19 protein-coding genes and 2 pseudogenes are annotated in these 16,844 nt (G+C 44.0%); 14 read left to right on the forward strand and 7 right to left on the reverse strand.

What is annotated here, in order from left to right; translation table 11 throughout:
* Positions 1–7: 7 nt before the first annotated feature.
* The 8 genes and pseudogenes from DXA60_RS00950 to DXA60_RS00985 form a co-directional block, all read left to right on the forward strand.
* On the forward strand, positions 8–481 hold the full coding sequence (locus tag DXA60_RS00950; RefSeq protein ID WP_002604484.1) for a PcfB family protein: 474 nt from the start codon (positions 8–10) through the stop codon (positions 479–481).
* Positions 478–2,262, forward strand: coding sequence for a VirD4-like conjugal transfer protein, CD1115 family (locus DXA60_RS00955; protein WP_070087586.1), 1,785 nt, complete (start codon positions 478–480; stop codon positions 2,260–2,262). The genes DXA60_RS00950 and DXA60_RS00955 overlap by 4 nt, the downstream gene beginning before the upstream one ends.
* Positions 2,263–2,325: 63 nt before the next feature.
* Complete coding sequence (locus DXA60_RS00960; protein ID WP_087292267.1) at positions 2,326–2,466, forward strand: Maff2 family mobile element protein; 141 nt, start codon at positions 2,326–2,328, stop codon at positions 2,464–2,466.
* A 139-nt stretch (positions 2,467–2,605) separates the two neighbouring features.
* Positions 2,606–2,980 (forward strand): hypothetical protein, encoded by a 375-nt coding sequence (locus DXA60_RS00965; RefSeq protein WP_002591345.1) that lies wholly within the window; start codon positions 2,606–2,608, stop codon positions 2,978–2,980.
* A gap of 686 nt (positions 2,981–3,666) precedes the next feature.
* Positions 3,667–5,829 (forward strand): HelD family protein, encoded by a 2,163-nt coding sequence (locus DXA60_RS00970; RefSeq protein ID WP_117500820.1) that lies wholly within the window; start codon positions 3,667–3,669, stop codon positions 5,827–5,829.
* 206 nt (positions 5,830–6,035) lie between these two features.
* On the forward strand, positions 6,036–6,455 hold the full coding sequence (locus tag DXA60_RS00975; RefSeq protein WP_173821045.1) for a winged helix-turn-helix domain-containing protein: 420 nt from the start codon (positions 6,036–6,038) through the stop codon (positions 6,453–6,455).
* 340 nt (positions 6,456–6,795) lie between these two features.
* Entirely contained in the window at positions 6,796–7,191 is a 396-nt protein-coding gene (locus DXA60_RS00980) for a plasmid mobilization protein (protein ID WP_117500819.1), read from the forward strand.
* 60 nt (positions 7,192–7,251) lie between these two features.
* Positions 7,252–7,989, forward strand: a pseudogene (locus tag DXA60_RS00985) (VirB4-like conjugal transfer ATPase, CD1110 family); the annotation flags it as partial.
* Here the strand turns inward: DXA60_RS00985 and DXA60_RS00990 are convergent.
* The 3 genes from DXA60_RS00990 to DXA60_RS01000 all read right to left on the reverse strand — a co-directional run bounded on the left by DXA60_RS00990 (position 7,940) and on the right by DXA60_RS01000 (position 10,093).
* Positions 7,940–9,247, reverse strand: coding sequence for a relaxase/mobilization nuclease domain-containing protein (locus DXA60_RS00990; RefSeq protein WP_117500818.1), 1,308 nt, complete (start codon positions 9,245–9,247; stop codon positions 7,940–7,942). The pseudogene DXA60_RS00985 and the gene DXA60_RS00990 overlap by 50 nt on opposite strands.
* Positions 9,208–9,537: a plasmid mobilization protein gene (locus DXA60_RS00995; protein ID WP_002584958.1), complete on the reverse strand. Its 330-nt coding sequence runs from the start codon at positions 9,535–9,537 to the stop codon at positions 9,208–9,210. The genes DXA60_RS00990 and DXA60_RS00995 overlap by 40 nt, the downstream gene beginning before the upstream one ends.
* 199 nt (positions 9,538–9,736) lie before the next feature.
* Positions 9,737–10,093: a helix-turn-helix transcriptional regulator gene (locus tag DXA60_RS01000; RefSeq protein ID WP_044942672.1), complete on the reverse strand. Its 357-nt coding sequence runs from the start codon at positions 10,091–10,093 to the stop codon at positions 9,737–9,739.
* A gap of 398 nt (positions 10,094–10,491) precedes the next feature.
* Here DXA60_RS01000 and DXA60_RS01005 point away from each other — a divergent pair, with 398 nt between their 5' ends.
* The 6 genes from DXA60_RS01005 (at position 10,492) to DXA60_RS01035 (ending at position 15,196) form a co-directional block, all read left to right on the forward strand.
* The gene (locus DXA60_RS01005; protein WP_003431289.1) at positions 10,492–10,677 is read left to right on the forward strand and encodes a cysteine-rich KTR domain-containing protein; all 186 of its coding nucleotides are present in this window, start codon (positions 10,492–10,494) and stop codon (positions 10,675–10,677) included.
* Positions 10,678–10,693: 16 nt separating this feature from the next.
* On the forward strand, positions 10,694–11,680 hold the full coding sequence (gene rlmN, locus DXA60_RS01010; protein WP_006774449.1) for a 23S rRNA (adenine(2503)-C(2))-methyltransferase RlmN: 987 nt from the start codon (positions 10,694–10,696) through the stop codon (positions 11,678–11,680).
* A 469-nt stretch (positions 11,681–12,149) separates the two neighbouring features.
* Entirely contained in the window at positions 12,150–12,587 is a 438-nt protein-coding gene (locus tag DXA60_RS01015) for a sigma-70 family RNA polymerase sigma factor (protein ID WP_002604474.1), read from the forward strand.
* Positions 12,571–12,813 (forward strand): helix-turn-helix domain-containing protein, encoded by a 243-nt coding sequence (locus DXA60_RS01020; protein ID WP_002604473.1) that lies wholly within the window; start codon positions 12,571–12,573, stop codon positions 12,811–12,813. Before DXA60_RS01015 ends, DXA60_RS01020 begins: the two co-directional genes overlap by 17 nt.
* Positions 12,814–13,271: 458 nt before the next feature.
* Positions 13,272–13,445, forward strand: a complete 174-nt coding sequence (locus tag DXA60_RS01030; RefSeq protein WP_002604472.1) for a transposon-encoded TnpW family protein — start codon at positions 13,272–13,274, stop codon at positions 13,443–13,445.
* Positions 13,446–13,522: 77 nt separating this feature from the next.
* Complete coding sequence (locus DXA60_RS01035; protein WP_002604471.1) at positions 13,523–15,196, forward strand: recombinase family protein; 1,674 nt, start codon at positions 13,523–13,525, stop codon at positions 15,194–15,196.
* Positions 15,197–15,203: 7 nt separating this feature from the next.
* On the opposite strand, the pseudogene DXA60_RS01040 reads toward DXA60_RS01035, so the two are convergent.
* The 4 genes and pseudogenes from DXA60_RS01040 to DXA60_RS01055 form a co-directional block, all read right to left on the reverse strand.
* Positions 15,204–15,395 (reverse strand): annotated as a pseudogene (locus DXA60_RS01040) (recombinase family protein); the annotation flags it as partial.
* Between the two features lie 54 nt (positions 15,396–15,449).
* On the reverse strand, positions 15,450–15,641 hold the full coding sequence (locus DXA60_RS01045; RefSeq protein ID WP_001820669.1) for a hypothetical protein: 192 nt from the start codon (positions 15,639–15,641) through the stop codon (positions 15,450–15,452).
* A gap of 71 nt (positions 15,642–15,712) precedes the next feature.
* Positions 15,713–15,943 (reverse strand): YdbC family protein, encoded by a 231-nt coding sequence (locus tag DXA60_RS01050; protein WP_001206986.1) that lies wholly within the window; start codon positions 15,941–15,943, stop codon positions 15,713–15,715.
* Between the two features lie 45 nt (positions 15,944–15,988).
* Positions 15,989–16,843 carry a ParB/RepB/Spo0J family partition protein gene (locus DXA60_RS01055; RefSeq protein WP_000743700.1) on the reverse strand — a complete coding sequence of 285 codons (855 nt, stop codon included), beginning with the start codon at positions 16,841–16,843 and terminating at the stop codon, positions 15,989–15,991.
* Position 16,844 lies beyond the last annotated feature (1 nt).

The raw sequence follows: 16,844 nt of genomic DNA on the forward strand, positions 1-16,844 counted from the left end.
TGATACCTTGCAGGAGGAAGTAACCCAAAAAACGATTGCCCTATACGTCAAAGTGGGAAAAGGCGCGGCGCGGCTTACCGAACAGGCGTTGCAGAAAGCAATCCAAAAGTTTTTGGAGCAGAAAAGCAAGCCCGCGCATGGGAAACAGACCATGCGGCAGCTTATGAAGCAGAACGCGGGTGTTTCCAACATCGAGATCACCGACAGCAATATTAAAGCCTTTGAGAGTACGGCGAAGAAATACAACATAGATTTTTCGCTGAAAAAGGTTAAGGGCGAGCAGACCCGCTACCTTGTGTTTTTCAAAGGCCGGGACGCAGACGTTATGACCGCAGCGTTTCAAGAGTTTTCCGCAAAGAAGCTGAACAGGGAGAAAAAGCCCTCTATCCGCAAAGCCCTTGCCGCTGCAAAGGACAAGGCAAAGCAGCTTAACGCCGCCCGCGACAAGGTAAAGAAAATGGACAGGGGGCGCGAGATATGAAGCAGATTAACTACAAAAAGCTAATACTTCCGAATATCCCCTATGTGTTCTTTGTCTATCTCTTTGATAAAGTCGGACAGGCGGTGCGGCTTGCCCCCGGCGCGGATATTTCCGCAAAGATACTGAATATCACGCAGGGATTTTCCGCAGCCTTTGAAAGTGCCTTGCCGAGCATTTACCCGCTGGATTTGCTTGTCGGCATTGTCGGCGCGGTGATTATCCGCTTGATTGTCTATGTCAAAGGGAAAAACGCGAAGAAATACCGCAAGGGCGCGGAGTACGGCTCTGCCCGATGGGGAAACGCCGAAGATATTAAGCCCTACATAGACCCGGAGTTTCAAAACAACATCATTTTGACACAGACGGAACGCCTTACCATGAACAGCCGCCCGAAGCAGCCGAAGTACGCAAGAAATAAGAACGTCGTCGTGATCGGCGGCAGCGGCAGCGGAAAAACAAGGTTTTTCGTCAAGCCGAATTTAATGCAGCTTCATTCCTCTTACGTCTTGACAGACCCGAAAGGTACGGTTTTGATTGAGTGCGGGAAGCTGCTGCAACGGGCGGGCTACCGCATTAAGGTACTGAATACGATTAACTTCAAAAAATCTATGCACTACAACCCCTTTGTGTATATCCGCAGCGAGAAAGATATTTTGAAGCTGGTAAACACGTTGATAGCGAATACCAAAGGCGAGGGAGAAAAAAGTGCGGAGGATTTTTGGGTAAAAGCGGAAAGGTTATTGTATTGCGCATTGGTTGGCTACATCTGGTATGAAGCCCCCGCCGAGGAAATGAACTTTATTACCCTGTTGGAACTTATCAACGCCAGCGAAGCCCGCGAGGACGACGAGGAATATCAAAGCCCCGTCGATCTGCTGTTTGCCGACTTGGAAGAACGCGACCCCGACCATTTCGCGGTGAAGCAGTACCGAAAATATAAATTGGCGGCGGGCAAAACAGCAAAATCAATCCTCATTTCTTGCGGTGCGAGGCTTGCGCCTTTTGATATTAAGGAATTGCGCGATCTCATGTCCTACGACGAATTAGAACTTGACACGTTAGGCGACAGAAAGAGCGCACTTTTCCTCATAATGAGCGATACGGACAGCACGTTTAATTTTGTTATCGCTATGCTGCAATCGCAGCTTTTCAATTTGCTTTGCGACAAAGCGGACGACGAATATAACGGCAAATTGCCTGTTCACGTCCGCTTTTTGCTTGACGAGTTTGCGAACATCGGACAGATACCCCGATTTGATAAACTGATTGCCACAATCCGCAGCCGGGAAATGTCCGCTTCTATCATTCTGCAATCGCAGAGCCAGCTAAAAGCCATTTACAAGGACGCGGCAGAAATCATACTTGATAATGCCGACAGCACCTTGTTTTTGGGAGGACGTGGGAAAAATGCAAAGGATATTTCGGATAACTTGGGACGGGAAACAATTGACAGTTTCAACACTTCCGAAAATCGCGGCACGCAGGTTTCTCATGGACTTACTTATCAAAAATTAGGAAAGGAGTTGATGACACAGGACGAAATAGCAGTTATGGACGGTGGGAAATGTATTTTGCAGCTACGCGGTGTACGTCCCTTTTTAAGCGACAAATACGATATAACGAAACACCCGAACTACAAATACCTTTCCGACTTCGACAAGAAAAACGCTTTTGATGTGGAACGGTATATGTCTACCCGCCCGGCAATAGTAAAGCCCGATGAAGCCTTTGACATATACGAAATAGATTTGTCCGACGAGGACGCAGCCGCCGAGGAATAACGGCGGCATTTTCATTTTCAACAACATTTTTTGAGCCGCAAAGCGGCAGAAAGCGAGGTTTATATGGATTTCTTTAACAGCGCAGTTGGTGTATTGCAGACTTTGGTTATCGCGCTTGGCGCAGGTCTTGGCATTTGGGGGGCTATCAACCTCATGGAGGGTTACGGCAACGACAATCCGGGCGCAAATGCTCATGTGCCATAAAGTAACACACTGATAAATGCAGACAGCCAACCTCTATTCCGTATAAAATGGCATATATGGCATTTCAAATATGTGGTTCAGAAGTAGAAGAAAACTGAAAACAGTATTCCACAATTTGAAAGGATAGAGGTAATTGAGCATGGAAAAAACAGTATATATCACAGAGGAAGAACGGGAAAAGTGTCGCAAAGTGATTGATGTGTTTGAGGAACTGTACGAAATAGAGGACGAAGATATTTTGTTGGTTGATGTTGGTAGGTATGGCTTTGTTAAACTGCAATGCTATACAGCGTCACATGGCTTTGAGGAGCTTGACACCTATACAGACAGTAACAGCTTATTTGAGGGGCTTTGGGAGGAATGGCTTAGTCTAAATGTATTTTTGCTTGCGAGAGAAATGCAGTTAGCTGATGTTCTTTATGATGATTTATTCAACAATCTTCCAAAGGAAAAACAGTCAGAGCTTACCGGGAGAAAAGACTACTTTGCAAAAAAGGCGGGTATCACTCTGTAAAATGAATTTTGCAGAAAGGAAACGCTCTATGTAGTGGATAAAAAAAGATTAGAATGGCTCTGTATATAATAACATACAGGGCTTTTCTTTTCCGAACCAACGACCAAAAGACAAACATTGTGGAAATGTGCATAACAGGCTATGGAATCATGGATAACTCTATTCACAGCACATGGAAAAGCTAAAGTGCAGCTTTCCCACGTCCTGCAAACAGAGTTACCCACAATTCCATGATACAGTCAGTTATACACATTACGCACAATGCCGACTACTACGGAATCCAACTCATTTTTTCACAGAACAAGATTTGCTTTTACAGAAAGAGATTATAGGTTGGAATGGAGATACGGGAGCCTGCATAGAGCACAGTGGAAAAGTTGAAGAAACTGATTGAGGAAGAATTTGTCGGGCTTGTGTTTCTGTCTGCTGAAGATATGGAGTAATAGCAAATTGGGACATAGCGGTATAACTGCTTTGTCCCAATTTGTTTATTGCTTAAATTACACGTCCGTATTAGAATTGATATGCTTGCAGAAATCAAATATCTAACATACTTCTTCCCACTATAATAATACCATACAAATTTTATAAATACAAGACTGTTTATATAAGCTGACACATGCTAAACTAGCCTAGCAATGTTTCAGTAAAACTTTCTTTCATTTTTCAAGGAGGTCATAATCATTATGGGGAATAATCAGACAGAAAAAGCGTTTGAAGAAAAAAGATTAGCACAAACAATCTCTTTAGCCGAGGAACAATTAAAGCAGGCAAAAGAAGCGGCAGACAAAAAGAAATCAGAAATTATCGAAGCCAAAAAAGATGTGCGTGAAAATACAGAACACGGCATTACATCACTGTACACATCAGACGGTTTCGAGGCACTTGTTGAATTAAGCCAATATATCAATCCTGTTACAGACAAAATTATAGATTATGAAGAAGAAGAACATAAAATACTTCTGTTAGAAAAGATGATAAAATCGCCCTATTTTGCCCGAATTGATTTTAAATTTGATGATGAGGACGAATTTGAAAAAATATACATTGGACGTTCTTCTCTACGAAAAAACAGCTATCAAGAGATGTATGTTTATGATTGGAGATCGCCGATTGCCAGTGTTTTCTATCGTTTTATGACAGGCGAAGCGTTTTATGACGCTCCATGTGGACGAGTAACAGGTGAACTCAATTTGAAACGCCAATATGAAATAAAAAACGGAATACTGGAATATTTTTTTGATTCAGATGTTCAGATTGTTGATGAATTTTTAAGGCAATTACTGTCACAAAACACTACTGCTAAAATGAAAGCTATTGTTGAAACAATTCAGCATGAACAGGACGTGGTTATTAGAGATATGGAAAATGACCTGCTAATGGTACAGGGTGTAGCGGGAAGTGGAAAAACCTCTATTGCTCTCCACCGGGCTGCTTATCTTATGTATCAAGGTTTACAAACAAAGCTGTCCGCAAATAACATTATGATTATTTCCCCAAATTCTATATTTGAGCAATATATTTCAAATGTATTGCCCGAATTGGGAGAAGATAATGTTATTTCTTCCGTGTTTGAAGATATACTTAGTGAGTTATTAAATGGCAGGAAAATTCAGTCAAGAAATGATTTTTTAGAAAACTTGATTGTCAATTCAAAATACAAGGAAATTTCAAGAAATAGTATAGAATTTAAAACGTCAAGTTTTTTTAGGGAAATTTTAGACCAATTTCTCATTGATATACCCCGCCAGTGGATAGAATTTGAAGATGTTTATTATGAGGGAAAATGCGTTGTAAGCGGGCAAATTCTAAAAGACAAGATATTAGGAAGACCAGAAACACCATTAGGCATAAAATTAGAACAATTAGAAGATTATATTTTAGAACAAATATTTGGAACAGGAAAAGGGCGGGGGCATAAAGAAGAAAAAAATCTAATCAAGCAGGAAATACAGAAATTTATAAAAATTGACATTGTTGAATTATATAAAATATTATTTAGCAATGAAGCCTATTTTTATAGCCTGCTGCAAAATAGCAATCCGTCACAAAACATAAAAAATATTTGGAAATATACTAAGGAAAATTTGGAAGCAGACAGCTTGTATTATGATGACGCAATAGCAATCGCTTATTTGTATTTAAAAATATACGGAACAAATAAATATAAAAATATTAAGCAGGTAGTCATTGATGAAGCACAGGACTACTACCCTCTCCAATATGAAATATTTAATTTGCTTTTTTCTAATGCCAAATTTACTATTTTAGGAGATATGAAACAGACTCTTGCCAAAAAAGAAGATATTTCTTTCTACGAACAAATTCAAAAAATATTGAACAAGAAAAAATCTTCTCTTATTATGTTGGATAAAAGTTTCCGTTGTACGAATGAAATTTTAAATTTTAGTTTAAAGTTCATTGAACAAAGTTCACAGATAAAAAGTTTTAATCGGAATGGCGATAGCCCAAAAGTATATATTGCTGATAATTCCGAAATCTTCATTGATGAAATTGTTAAGGAAATAAAATTATGCCAAGAGAAAGGGTTTCAGTCGATATGCTTAATTTGTAAAACCGAAAAAAATTCAACCTATCTATTTAATAAAATTAAACACAAACTTGATATTCAATTAATTAAAAATGGGAGCGTATCAGATTTACAAGGCGTGTTTATCTTACCAGTATATATGTCAAAGGGATTAGAATTTGATACTGTCTTAATTTGTGATGCAGATAGCCAAAACTACCATGATGAAGATGATAAAAACCTCTTATATGTTGCCTGCACAAGAGCGCTTCACAAACTTAGCTTATTTTGTGAAAATGAGGTTAGCCCGCTGATATAGATAAATTTACAATATATTGAATTGCCTAAATGCCAAACGCAGCGTAAGTGCATATGAACAAAATGATAATAATTAGACAGACCATCTTTCTCTTTTAATGGCATTAAATTGACATTACGCTCTCTATCATATATATTTGTTGCTTACTGTCAAAAACACGACAGAAAAATATAGTTTAAATTCAACGGATAAAAGAGGTAATGAACATGGGGAAATTACTACTGCTGACACTTAACGAACAAGAGGAAACAGCGATTGACAAAATCATATCGGCAATATCTGATTATATACAGATTGAACCCATGCAGATCACAACCGCTTCCGTGTTATCTTTTCCGGGACTGGAAATAAAGCAGAACCAACGCCGGGTATTTCAAGACGGGGAGGAAGTAAGCCTTACCCGCCTTGAATACAGTACCCTTGTATATCTTGCTTCCAACCCCGGCATTGTCCTCACACGGACACAAATATTTGAAGCCGTTTGGAACATGGAAAGTGAAAGCTGCCAGTCAAGCGTTGCAAATGTGATTTACAACCTGCGGAAAAAAATAGAGCCGGACAGCCGCAAGCCCATTTACATAAAAACCGTTTTAGGTATGGGCTACAAGTTTGCTTCCGGGGAATGACAACAGAATAACCGCCGCCCGTTACAGCGGCATACCATGACAGGAAATCAGAAAAGGTTTCCTGTTTTTTTGCGCCAAAAACCGCGCTGATTTTCCAGCTTTGTCGAAAAGTTTTATCAAAAAGTTTTTCAAAACTTTGCCATATTTGCATTTCTCTGCGTAGTAAGGAGTAAAGGGGGAGTTTCGCCGTTTTCTTAGAGCAAGATTCTACCACAGTACCAAATTTCGCCTACCGGCTCATTTTGTCCTATGGGAATCTTGTTGGGGTTGCCACCCCAAGCCCGCCTTTTGCGGCTTGCGCCGCTTGAAAAAATCCACCCACGAAAGGAGGTTCACAGCCATGAAAAGATACAACACGCCCCACCGAAGCCGGGTAATCAAGACACGCTTGACCGAGGAAGAATACGCCGAGTTTTCCGAGCGTGTCACCCTCTGCAAAATGAGCCAAGCCGAATTTATCCGACAAGCCCTCATTAAGTCAAGCATACGCCCGGTCATTACTGTTTCCCCGGTCAATGATGAGTTACTCTCTGCCGTTGGGAAACTCACAGCCGAATACGGGAAAATCGGCGGCAACTTAAACCAGATTGCCCGCTGTCTGAACGAGTACGGCGCACCCTATAACGCCCTCTCCCAAGAGGTACGAGCCGCCACAGCGGAGCTTGCCGCCTTGAAGTTTGAAGTCTTGCAGAAAGTAGGTGAAGCCGTTGGCAACATTCAAACATATCAGCTCTAAAAATGCCGACTATGGAGCTGCCGAGCAGTACCTAACCTTTGAACATGACGAGTTTACCATGAAGCCCACACCCTCAACCATTTTAAGGTGATCGGCGCGGCGGCGCGGGTATTGGACGGGAAACAGCGTCTTGAAGTGCTGCATGGGATTTTCCACCCGGACGGGGAACGCTTTAACTTTGCGTGGGAATGGCTACCCGCAAGCGGTCTTTCTGTCAAAGACTTTATCGCGCCGTCCTCTTTCCGATTTGGCGACGGGCGAATGTTTCAAATGGGCGGCAAGTTTGGCGCAGTTTCCTTTTTGCAGATCGTCGCGCCGGAACTCTCCGACCGTATGCTTGCCGACTTCATGGACGCGGAAAACGGGATTATCGTCAATCTGCACATTCAGAGTATCGACCACAACGAAGCAATCAAGACGATTAAGCGCAAGATTACCGACCTTGACCGTATGAAAATCGAGGAACAGAAAAAAGCAATCCGCAGCGGCTACGACATGGATATTATTCCGTCCGACCTTGCCACCTACGGCGGGGAAGCAAAAAACCTACTCCGCGATTTGCAGAGCCGCAACGAAAGAATGTTTCTGCTTACGCTGCTTGTCTTAAACCTTGCAGATACCAAGCAGAAATTGGATAACGAAGTATTTGGAGCGGCGGCAATCGCGCAGAAATACAACTGCATTTTGACCCGCCTTGACTACCGGCAGGAACAGGGGCTTATGTCCTCTATCCCGTTGGGGGAAAACCTTATCCATATCCAGCGCGGCTTGACGACCAGCAGCACCGCCGTTTTCGTTCTTGCATTTGCTTTTTCGCTTGGCGGTAATCCTCATACAATTTGCTTTTTCTGTCGTTTAAGCTGCTATACTCCTTGCGCAGCGCGGCGAGATCGGGCAGCTTCTTTATCTGCATTTCCTTTAATGCCCTTGCCGCAGCTTCAAACAGGATAATTTCGCTTTCATGCCCCCGCAGATACTTTTCCTTGTCCCGCGACTTCTTGTATTCCTCGTAAATCGGTTTTAATTGTCGGTATGTGGTCGTGTGCTTGATAAGCAGCGACAAATCAGACATACGCTGCTCTACGTCCTTAACCGCCCTTGCCGCCGCGTCATGGGCGGTCATAATATCGGCTATCTTGCTTTCAAGTTCGCTATAATACTCAATCTTGTTTTCGGTTAGGAAGTTCATGCTTTTAGCAGCCTGTTTCAGATTATGGATTTTTGCCCACCGTTCATAGCCCGCCGACTGTTGGGCTTTGATACTGTTTTCAAGATCGACGACAAGCCGGATTTTCTTATCTTCCCGCAGCGTTTTTGTTTTGGCAACATACACGCCCTTGATACGCTCCTTTATCGCTTCTTCCGTATAGGCCGCGCCGAGCGTCTTTGTGCGGGTAAACCGTTCCTGTCCGGCAGCGCGAAAGGAAATGTATTTGCCCTGTTTGATTTCATACCCCATTTCCTGCAAGCGGCGCAGCAGTTCGTCAAAATCTTTCACTTGGGGAATGAGAGTATCTATCGCCGTTTTCAGCTTTGCTTTGTAGCTTGTCCCTTGCTTTTCGGCGGTGTATTCTGCATAGCTTTTTCCCTTGTCCTGTCCCGGTACGACGACGGATAGCCCATGCTCTTTACATATCCTGTCGCTGGTGCGCCGGATAAAGTGATAGCTTTGCTTGTTGGAATGGTACTTTTTGTAGTCAACGAAGCTAACCGCGTTGAAAATCAAGTGATTATGCAGATGGTCTTTATCGACGTGAGTTGTCAAAACAAACTCATACTTGCCGCCTAATACCGCCCCGGCAAGTTCCATGCCGATTTTGTGCGCTTCTTCCGGTGTGGTTTCTCCCACCGCAAAGGATTGTATCAAGTGCCGCCCTAAATGTGTGCCGCGATCTCCGGCAGCTTCCCGCGTCCATGCAAACTCAATATCGGCGGTTTCCAGCCCGCAGCCGAAAGAGGACGCAAGCAGCTTCCCGTCTGTCTTTTCGGGATTTAAGATATAGTCTATCGCAGCCTTTAAGGTTGATTTAATAGGGTGCGTCTTTGTAACCGCCATATCTCGTCCACCGCCTTTTTAATGTCCTCTATATCCTGCCTGTAAACCGTCCCCGTCGCATTGGCGCGTTTTGCAATCTGGTTGATGTTCCGGCTCACCGCTTGCAGTTCCCGGATATATGCTTTTGTGTCGCTTCGGTCAACGACAAGAATATACCCGTCTATCGCCATTTTACGGAAGTATGCCCCATACTGCTTTATGGGAAGCTGCTTCATCTTCTCGTCGATCAGCCGCTTTTCTTCTTCCGTAACGTAAAACTTCATCTGTATATTTCTCTTTCGGTTTTCCATTTCCGCACCGCCTTTCGGTATAAGGGTTTGGGATTATCCCAACAAGCACTTTTCGCAAACGGGTACTCGTTTGCTGTGCTTGCTATCTACTCCTTATCCCGTTTCAAAGGCAGCGTTTGTTGCACTCTCTTTCTAATTTGGCGCAAAAAAAGATTGCAGCCCCTATGCGCTGCAATCTCCTGCTTCCCATATTGTGAGGTTAGTCCTCTGCTTGTTCGACTTCTGTTATCTCCCTTGCCGTTGCGGTTACAATCCGTATGCCTTTATCGCTCATACCGTCCAGCAGCGCGTCAAGCTGCCGCCGCCCGGTGGATTTCTCCGCATTGCTGTTCGGGAAGAAAAATTGATCTACCGAAATATGATACCGGGTTACAAGGTCATAGAATACCTGTAAACTCGGCTGTTGTCCCTTGTTCTCGATATTCGCAAGGTAGCGCGGGGAAATATATAACTCGTCGCTTACCTTTTTGCGGCTCTCGCCGTATTCATTTCTCGCGGCTTTTATAGCTGCCCCGAAAGCCTTAAAGTCGTACAATGGTACGGGTCTTTTTGCCATTTTCATTCACCCTGTTACATTTTACAGTTCACCTTTCTTTTTGGATATGTCCACACAATTCATATCATTAGGTTAAATACTTCCTGTTGTGTATTGACAGTAGACTGATTTTCTGATAAAATAAAATTTATGTAAAAGGAGGCGGCGTTTATGTTGCATAGCATGCGTATTAGATAAGCATTGAAAAAAAGGATTTTCCCATTTTCAACATGGGCTTTTTTGTCATGCTTATTTTGCGGATGCTATACAAAAAACTAACGACGTATAGATATAGTATAGACATAGTGCAAGCTATGCCTTAGTTTTGTTGTACTGCTCTGTGCATTATAAATGCAGGTCAATGCTCATGTTGAGGATTGACCTGCATTTTTTTGTGTAAAAAGGACGAGTGAAATATAATGCTTAAAAAATATTGGATAAAATGTCCGATTTGTAACGGAAAGACGAGAGTTCAAGTATTTCATAATACTGTATTAAAAGATTTTCCTCTTTTCTGCCCTAAATGCAAATTGACGCATATCATTGATGTAGAAAAATTAGAGATTGTAATCAAAAATACAGAAAAACAAACTTTTATTATTTAGAAGAAAGGATATAAAAATGAAACGTTTACCTAAATATACGCCTGCGGAAGTACGGAATGATCCATACGGATTTACTTACAAAGAAATGTCGGAAGTTATTGGCGAGAATGAAGCAAAAGCCTTATATGAAGAATTATATAAGCAATTACCACGCAAAAAAAATCTATCAATGTTGGTAAAAAATATTTGCAAAAGCAGTGATACTGAAAAGTATGTTTACGAACTGAAAGACAACAAATACATTGAAACGGTTTTTATCAAGCGGCGAGATGGTGGAACTGTTTGCGTGAGCACACAAGTCGGTTGTCCTGTTGGTTGTATTTTTTGTGAGTCCGGGCGAAATGGCTTTGTTCGTAATCTAACATCGTCAGAAATCGTACAACAGATTATATTGTTGCGTCGAAAAGTAAACCGTATCGTTTTTATGGGTATGGGAGAGCCTTTATTCAATTATGACAACTTGATAAAAGCAATCCATATTCTCCGAGATAGATATGGGCTCAACTTTCCAACCGACGGCATTACCATATCAACAGTTGGTCCGGTCGATCAATTAAAAAAATTGCGCGAGGAACATCTTAAAATTCAGTTGACAATATCTTTACACGCAGCAACACAATCTGCAAGAAATCGTATTATTCCTCACATGCGCATATATGCTATTGAAGATGTTGTTAAGCAAGCCTTATCCTATTCTGAAAGGCATAATCGCAAAATTGTCTTTGCGTATTTGCTTTTACCGGGTATAAATGACCGGCCCTCAGATGTAAGACAACTTGCAAAATGGTTTCGGGGCAAAAAAGTTATGATTAACGTGTTACAATACAACCCAACAAGCAATTCAAGAATTAAAGCACCACAGAAACGGGAAATAGTTGCATTCAAACATCAATTAGAGCAAGCAGGACTTGAAGTTACTATGAGAGTTTCTCATGGCAGAGAGATTAACGCGGCTTGTGGACAGTTAGCTAACACATATAATAAATTCAAAAAAAATGATTAAAAGTGCCAGACGCATAGACGCAGAGCCGATAACGCATTAGGTCAAAAAACCTATGTGTTATCGGCTTTTTTATTTAATATTGCGCAAAAGCCGCTGTTCCCTATTATAGAATGGATTGCGGGTAGTGTATTAAAGTCGCCCTTTTTTAAGGATACGGCGGTATCGGGGAGGTATCGCCGTGTCCATTTTTATTTACTGTAACCCGCCTAATGCTTTGCGGTCAAAAAAAGCTATGCTCCGCAAGCGGGATATTCCGGCTATGAATGTGAACTGTCAATACATTTAGCTACTGCTTACATTTCCTTTGCGCCCGTCCGCGTCTTGCGGACGGGCGCATTTTGCTTTTTTCAACTTTTTTCTGAAAAGCGCACTCAAGAGCCATCTCCCGAACGGGTACGGAGCGAAAGGGGCAGAGAGGACAAGCCCTTAACTCCCGTCCTCTACTCCACGCGGGAAGGAGGTGAACTCTATGGAGCTATCTTCTTCCGACAAGGAAAGAATACAACATCAGTACGACGCATTAGCAAAGAAAACTTTGGTCGGCGAAGCGAAAAGCCACCGCCGCACTCTTGCGAAACGCGCAGCACGCGAAGTTACTTTTTCGGATTTGAGCGAAAGCGAACTCGCGCAGCTTTTCACAACGGACGAATACGAAAGCGATTATTTCCGTTTTCAAGTGTCCGGCTTTGATGTACTCGTCAAAAATGAACTGCTTGCCGAAGCCCTTAACGCTTTGCCCGAAAGGAAACGCGACATTATCCTTTTGTCCTACTTCTTGGATATGAGCGACGCGGAAATTGGCGAACTGCTGAATGTTGTACGCACGACGGTTTTCCGGCACAGGAAATCCGCGCTTGCGAAAATCAAACAGTATTTGGAGGGAAAAGCAGATGATGAATACCGTTAGGAAGTCTGAAAATCTGTTGCCGTTCCCTGTCATTTCCGCAGCGGCAAACGGCGACACAACCGCCATGTGCGCGATCTTGAAGCACTACGAGGGTTACATAGCGAAACTTTGTACCCGCACGCTGAAAGACGACGCGGGCAATACCTATTCCTATGTGGACGAGGAAATGCGTAACAGGCTGCAAGTGCGCCTTATTACCCGCACCCTTGCTTTTCATGTAGGATAATCTTTTAGCCCATGCGGGGAGCGTGTCCCCTTTCCACGCTTCCCGTTATGGGCTATTTGTCGTTCCGCAAAAGCATATCCGCTGTTGATGTGCTTTTGCAGGCCGACAAAGCCTATTGTTCTTTGACAAAGAAAGCGGCCTTTGGTGCGCAGCATAACAGGCAAACGGGTACATTCCGTCTGTACCGAGCCAGTCGGCGGGTACGCCATGACAGCTTTTCCCCATAGGGGAAAAGCCGAGCGAGAACTACCGCGCCGTAAAACAGGTTTAGCAGCTTGTGGGCGACGACATACAAGGCGGCACAATGATACTCCCGCGTTGAACACCCTCAAAGTATTGCGCGGCGCACCCATAAGCATGGGCCGGGGTGAAACTCCCGTGAGGTTGCAGCTAACAACCGCCCGTTTTTGCCTTTTGACGAATATAGTTTATCCATACAGGAAAAGGAGGTTTTTCTAATGGATAAAAAACAGACAATTACAACCGAACGCAAAATAGGGAAAATCACCTATCTTGTTCAAGCGTTGCCGAGTGAAAAGGCAACCGATACAATCCATAAAAAGATTGAGAAACTCATTGTAAAGGATTTGCAGAAAAAGCCCGGAAATCCGGGATTTTTAGCGTCCGAGTAGTGCATTAGGCGGCGGGATATGGTATAATGATAGCAACACATTATACCTGTTTATTCGGCTGTCGGAAAGGAGGACTAATGTTACAGTCGAATAAAATCACCGCCCTTTACTGCCGTTTAAGTCAAGAGGATATGCAAGCCGGAGAAAGCGGAAGCATACAGCACCAAAAAATGATACTTCAACGCTATGCGGACGAACACCATTTTTTGAACACAAAGTTTTTTGTGGACGACGGATTTTCCGGCGTGAGTTTTGAGCGCGAGGGGCTGCAAGCGATGTTGCAGGAAGTGGAAGCCGGACGAGTGGCGACGGTCATTACCAAAGACCTTTCCCGTCTTGGCAGAAACTATCTGAAAACGGGCGAACTCATAGAGATTGTATTTCCCGAAAACGGAGTACGCTATATCGCGATCAACGACGGAGTTGACACAGCGCGGGAGGATAACGAGTTTACCCCCTTGCGGAACTGGTTTAACGAGTTTTACGCCCGCGACACAAGCAAGAAAATCCGCGCAGTTAAACAGGCACAGGCGCAAAAAGGCGAGCGCGTCAACGGGGAATATCCATACGGCTATATCCCAGACCCGAACAACCGCCACCACCTTATACCCGACCCGGAAACCGCGCCGATTGTCAAACAGGTTTTCGCTATGTTTGTTAGCGGCGTGCGTATGTGCGAAATCCAAAAATGGCTTGCGGAAAACAAAGTCTTGACGATTGGAGCGTTGCGCTATCAGCGTACAGGACAGGCGCGGTATCAGCGGGCAATGATCGCCCCCTATACTTGGCCGGACAAAACGCTCTATGACATATTAGCAAGGCAGGAATATTTAGGGCATACCATAACCGCGAAAACTCACAAGGTATCCTACAAGTCGAAAAAGACCCGGAAGAACGAAGAAGAACAACGCTATTTCTTCCCAAACACCCATGAGCCGCTTGTTGACGAGGAAACCTTTGAACTTGCGCAAAAGCGGATTGCTACCCGCCACCGCCCGACAAAAGCAGCGGAGATTGATATTTTTTCCGGCTTGCTGTTTTGCGCTGGTTGCAGACATAAGATGTATTACCAACAGGGCGTAAATATCGAGCCGCGCAAGTTTTCCTATTCTTGCGGCGCATGGCGCAACAGGGCAAGGACAGGCAGCGAGTGTACCTCTCATTATATCCGCAAAAACGTACTTCTTGATTTAGTGCTGGAAGATATGCGGCGGGTTTTGCGGTATGTTAAGGAACACGAACAGGACTTTATCTGTAAAGCTACCGAGTACGGCGACATGGAAGCGAGAAAGGCATTAGCGCAGCAGCAAAAGGAACTTTTCAAAGCACAGGCGCGTATGACCGAACTTGACACGCTTTTCCGCAAGCTGTATGAGGACAACGCATTAGGCAGACTGACAGATGAACGGTTTGTGTTTCTAACTTCCGGCTATGAGGACGAAAAGAAATCCCTTGCCGCAAGGATAGACGAGTTACAACAGCAGATCGCAACCGTTACCGAGCGAAAAAGGGATATATCAAGGTTTATTCAGATTGTCGGGAAATACAGCGACATACAGGAATTGACCTATGAAAACGTCCATGAGTTTATCGACCGTATTTTGATACATGAATTAGACCGGGAAACCAACACCCGGAAAATCGAAATCCATTATAGCTTTGTCGGACAGGTTGATACCGAGCAGGAGCCGACGCAAGTTGTCAACCATGACCGCCGCAACATGGTAGATGTAAAAAGTATCGCTATCTAACCCCAGCAAAATTTGTACCAGAATAACCATCGTCCACATACGTTTTTGCTATGTGCCATCCCTGCTTTTTCACATAATCCGTGAGGATGGATTTCTGTGTCGCAATGCTCGCACTCTCGTTATCCGTACCATCGTCTTTAGATAAGCGGCAATAAATGCCGACTAAATAGATTTTCTTTTCTTCTTTGATTCCTGCCATACTGTAAAACCTCCGTATCTGTCCTATCTGTTTTCATGTCCCATTGCGTACATTCTAAGCGGACAGCCCCTCATTGTCGAAGGTGTCGCCCTCGGCAATCTTCTTCCGAATATCCTCGGAGATAATCGGGACAAACGCTTCTGTAACGGTCTGTGTGCCGACATATTCACGGCTGATTATCATCTGCACTGGTGCTTTTGGCACGATACGCTTTCTCTTTTTATCTGCTTTCTTATCCTCGCCCATACTTAAATCTTCCTTTCCAGACAGGGCAGGGAAGAGTTTGGAAATGTCCCCGCCCTGCCAATCAGATACCATTAATCCTCGCTGTTTAATTCTTTCTGTAATGCTTTAAGGAGTGCCGCCGCTTCATCAGCGTTCAGCGTGATTCCCTTGCCGCACTTTTCACGGTTCGGGGAAAAGCTGCGGATGTCATACTTCGGCTCTTTCCCATTCCATGAAATGAGATTGATTTCCTTTGTGTAGCCACTGTCGCCCGTAGACAATACTGCGATTTCCTTTACGATTTCATACTGGATTTCTCTCATTCTCCATACCTCAACTCTCTGTATTTACTTCCCGAAAAAAGAAGATTAGCGGCTGTCACGGTTGCGTTTCCTCTGCAACTCACGCTCCAAAAGTTTGATGATGGTTTCCTCCATCTGCTTCGGCGTTGTGTTCTTCGGAAAGTATTTTTTCAGCTTGCTTGTGTTGATTTTCAAGGTTTCTTTCTGGTTGCCCTTTTCCTCCGTCATAATCGCAAATATCGTATCCATGTCAAGCCGCCCGCTCTGGCTTAACTGTTTCATCCGCTGTGCCTGTGAGAGTGAGGGCGTTGCTTCTTCGCTCTCCATCGTGGCAAAGAGGTTTTCCTGCTCGTCTTTCTTCAAGAAGGACAGTTCCACCGCAGGCGTGAGGGCGATTTTCCCCTCGTCCACCATCTGCAAAATCGGCGGTATCAGTTCCGTCAGGCGGATAAAACGCTGCACGGTCATCCTGCCCACGCCGAAGCCCTGTGCCACCTTGTCGTCCGTCCGCAACTTCGTCACAACTTGTGACGAGGTTAAGTCTGTGCGGAAACCCTGCCGCTTCATGGCTTCGGATTTCATCTTGTAAGCAAACGCCCGCTCCGATGGCAGGATATTCTCACGCTGCAAATTGCTGTCTACAAGGGTGATGATGGCTCGGTCACGGTCTAAGGGCAGGACAAACGCAGGCACGGTATTTATCCCTGCAAGTTCAGAAGCACGGACACGCCGCTGTCCTGCAATCACTTCATAACCGTCCCCGTCCTCTTTCGGGCGTGTGATTATCGGCGTGACAATGCCAAATTCCTTGATGCTTTCCGCTAACTCTGACAGTGTTTCATCTTCTGCCACATGAAACGGATTGTCGGGGAACGGGTACAAGTCTTTGGTCTTTAACACCTTAAAATCCTGTTTCTTCATT

Origin of the sequence: Roseburia sp. OF03-24 (assembly GCF_003463035.1) — a bacterium.
In the GTDB taxonomy this organism is placed as follows: Bacteria; Bacillota; Clostridia; order Lachnospirales; family Lachnospiraceae; genus Roseburia; species Roseburia rectibacter.

Coding starts and splice junctions, on each gene's coding strand:
- DXA60_RS00955 (WP_070087586.1), top strand. CDS start 478: ATGAAGCAGATTAACTACAAAAAGCTAATACTTCCGAATATCCCCTAT.
- DXA60_RS00960 (WP_087292267.1), top strand. CDS start 2,326: ATGGATTTCTTTAACAGCGCAGTTGGTGTATTGCAGACTTTGGTTATC.
- DXA60_RS00965 (WP_002591345.1), top strand. CDS start 2,606: ATGGAAAAAACAGTATATATCACAGAGGAAGAACGGGAAAAGTGTCGC.
- DXA60_RS00970 (WP_117500820.1), top strand. CDS start 3,667: ATGGGGAATAATCAGACAGAAAAAGCGTTTGAAGAAAAAAGATTAGCA.
- DXA60_RS00975 (WP_173821045.1), top strand. CDS start 6,036: ATGGGGAAATTACTACTGCTGACACTTAACGAACAAGAGGAAACAGCG.
- DXA60_RS00980 (WP_117500819.1), top strand. CDS start 6,796: ATGAAAAGATACAACACGCCCCACCGAAGCCGGGTAATCAAGACACGC.
- DXA60_RS00990 (WP_117500818.1), bottom strand. CDS start 9,247: ATGGCGGTTACAAAGACGCACCCTATTAAATCAACCTTAAAGGCTGCG.
- DXA60_RS00995 (WP_002584958.1), bottom strand. CDS start 9,537: ATGGAAAACCGAAAGAGAAATATACAGATGAAGTTTTACGTTACGGAA.
- DXA60_RS01000 (WP_044942672.1), bottom strand. CDS start 10,093: ATGGCAAAAAGACCCGTACCATTGTACGACTTTAAGGCTTTCGGGGCA.
- DXA60_RS01005 (WP_003431289.1), top strand. CDS start 10,492: ATGCTTAAAAAATATTGGATAAAATGTCCGATTTGTAACGGAAAGACG.
- rlmN (WP_006774449.1), top strand. CDS start 10,694: ATGAAACGTTTACCTAAATATACGCCTGCGGAAGTACGGAATGATCCA.
- DXA60_RS01015 (WP_002604474.1), top strand. CDS start 12,150: ATGGAGCTATCTTCTTCCGACAAGGAAAGAATACAACATCAGTACGAC.
- DXA60_RS01020 (WP_002604473.1), top strand. CDS start 12,571: ATGATGAATACCGTTAGGAAGTCTGAAAATCTGTTGCCGTTCCCTGTC.
- DXA60_RS01030 (WP_002604472.1), top strand. CDS start 13,272: ATGGATAAAAAACAGACAATTACAACCGAACGCAAAATAGGGAAAATC.
- DXA60_RS01035 (WP_002604471.1), top strand. CDS start 13,523: ATGTTACAGTCGAATAAAATCACCGCCCTTTACTGCCGTTTAAGTCAA.
- DXA60_RS01045 (WP_001820669.1), bottom strand. CDS start 15,641: ATGGGCGAGGATAAGAAAGCAGATAAAAAGAGAAAGCGTATCGTGCCA.
- DXA60_RS01050 (WP_001206986.1), bottom strand. CDS start 15,943: ATGAGAGAAATCCAGTATGAAATCGTAAAGGAAATCGCAGTATTGTCT.
- DXA60_RS01055 (WP_000743700.1), bottom strand. CDS start 16,843: ATGAAGAAACAGGATTTTAAGGTGTTAAAGACCAAAGACTTGTACCCG.